The organism is Methanocalculus alkaliphilus (assembly GCF_024170505.1).
In the GTDB taxonomy this organism is placed as follows: domain Archaea; phylum Halobacteriota; class Methanomicrobia; order Methanomicrobiales; family Methanocorpusculaceae; genus Methanocalculus; species Methanocalculus alkaliphilus.
In genome coordinates, this window is sequence record NZ_JALJYG010000032.1 from 1 (window position 1) to 2,059 (window position 2,059).

General features: G+C 46.6%; 1 protein-coding gene. It reads left to right on the plus strand.

The annotated features are described in order from the left end of the window. Nucleotides 1-91 precede the first annotated feature (91 nt). Nucleotides 92-1,822, plus strand: a complete 1,731-nt coding sequence (locus J2T58_RS11030; RefSeq protein WP_253490025.1) for an IS1634 family transposase — start codon at nt 92-94, stop codon at nt 1,820-1,822. Nucleotides 1,823-2,059: the final 237 nt, after the last annotated feature.

Consider the following 2,059-nt stretch of genomic DNA (forward strand, 5'->3'; position numbering starts at 1 on the left):
CTCACTTTGCGAACCCTTTGTAAAAGTACCACCTAATTATATTGAAAAACCATAAAGTACAATTATATGTACAAACAAATATAATGCCAGTATGGCCAGAAGGAAGACCAAAAAGAGCACCATTTTCAAAAAGTTCATTCAGGATGTTGAATTGGCTGAACAGTGGGATGTCGAACAAACCCCACTTCTTGCACTCATTGTCGCCACATTCTTAGACAGGCTGGGATTTGTTCCATTCATCAATTCCGTTGTCACCTGGGATCAAAAACAATGGCGGGTATCTCCGGGCAATCTGGCAAAGGCTCTCATTATAACTCCATTTCTCTGCATAGGAGCACGAATACCGCTCTATTCGATTCATGAGAACTATCAGTCAGTTGATATGTCGCTCCTCTTTGAGGATCATGTCGAGCCCGAATGGCTGACCCGTGATGCGTTTGCCTGCCTCCTTGACCGGATCTATGACGCAGGATGTGAGAATATCTTCACCCAGATCGCTCTGAAGGTCTATGATACCTTCAAGATCCCGTATACTGCGGTGTTCCATGGAGACACCTCAACAATCACTCTCTATGGCGAGTATCCGAATACCGATCCTGACAATGACGACGAAGAAGCTGTGCCAGCCCATGGACATAGCAAAGATGGCAAACCGAACCTCAAACAGGTCCTATATGGCATGGTTACCGATCCATTCGGTATCCCGCTGCTTGTCACCGTACGAAGTGGCAACCAGAATGACTCGAAATGGAACCGGGCAATTATCGATTCATTGAGCGATCTTCTGAAAACCGCCACCTCAAAGGTGACGTATATTGCAGATTCCAAGCTCACAACCGCACCAAATATTTTGAAACTCATCAGAAAGGGGTTTTCGTTTGTCTCAGTATGCCCGGCAAACTTCGAGAAGAAACTCGCGGAACGATGCATTCGAACGGCATATGAGAAGAATGAATGGTGCAATATCGGCACCTACCGGGAACCAAGGACGATCAGGCTTGTCGAGTATGATGTTCAGGAATGCCAGGAGTCGGTCTGTGGAACCATCTGCCGTCTTCTTGTATTCCGAAGTACGAAGACAAAGAACGATGCAGTGAAGGCACTGGAAAAAGAAAAGAATGCGATTCTTGAATTGGTCAAAGCGTCAACGAAAAAAGAGTTTTCATGTGAAGCAGATGCGTTGAAAGAAATCGCTGCACTCGAGAAAAGCCTGAAGAACCGGATCTGGACCGTTGCATGTTCTCTTGTCACCAAAGATGTCGAGATCGAAAAACGATCCGTAGGCCGACCTCCAAAGAACGCAAAACCGGTGTCAAAAACAACTGTCTGGATGATCGATGCGGGTGAGCTGATCGTCAGGCAGGAGCGGTATGATCTGATGCGATGGAAACATGAGTCATTTGTTCTGATCACGAATGTAACAGAGGAGCATGCCTCTGCCATCGAGATTCTCCGGTTATATAAGGAACAGAAGACGGTCGAGGATAATTTCTCGGTCCTGAAACAACCGGCAATGGTGGATACGCTCTTTCTGAAAACACCGAAGAGGATCGTTGCGTTGATCACATTGTTGTCGTTTGCACTTCTTATTCAGGTGATCATCCGGGTACTGGTTCAGAGAAATCTCGATGCAATGGACGAGAAACCCGGGATTGATCATAATGGAAAGCCATTGGCACGGATCGGGTTGAAGAAGATTATGAGGTTCTTAGGGTATTACACGGTGGTTTCAAAAGACGGAGAACAGGAGTGTATCTGTAAGACGAAAGTGCATCGACAACATCTGAAGACATGGTTGCATCTGCTGGAGGTTGACTTGTGATCTGGTAACCCATCAGGTCTTGCCAGTGTGTGCGGCGAATACGAATAGTGGATACTCTCTCTGGATAACCGAGGTTGAGAGAGGATGAGGGGATCAATTCGGATCGGCGCAATGAAATGTGTTCCCACAAGTGCCAGTTGTACTGGAAATGATGGGGAAGAGATCGCTGGGGATGGCTGATTGTTGATTCGGAGTGATGAAATTCAACGGATCATGGGAGCTGCCTCGCAAAGTGAG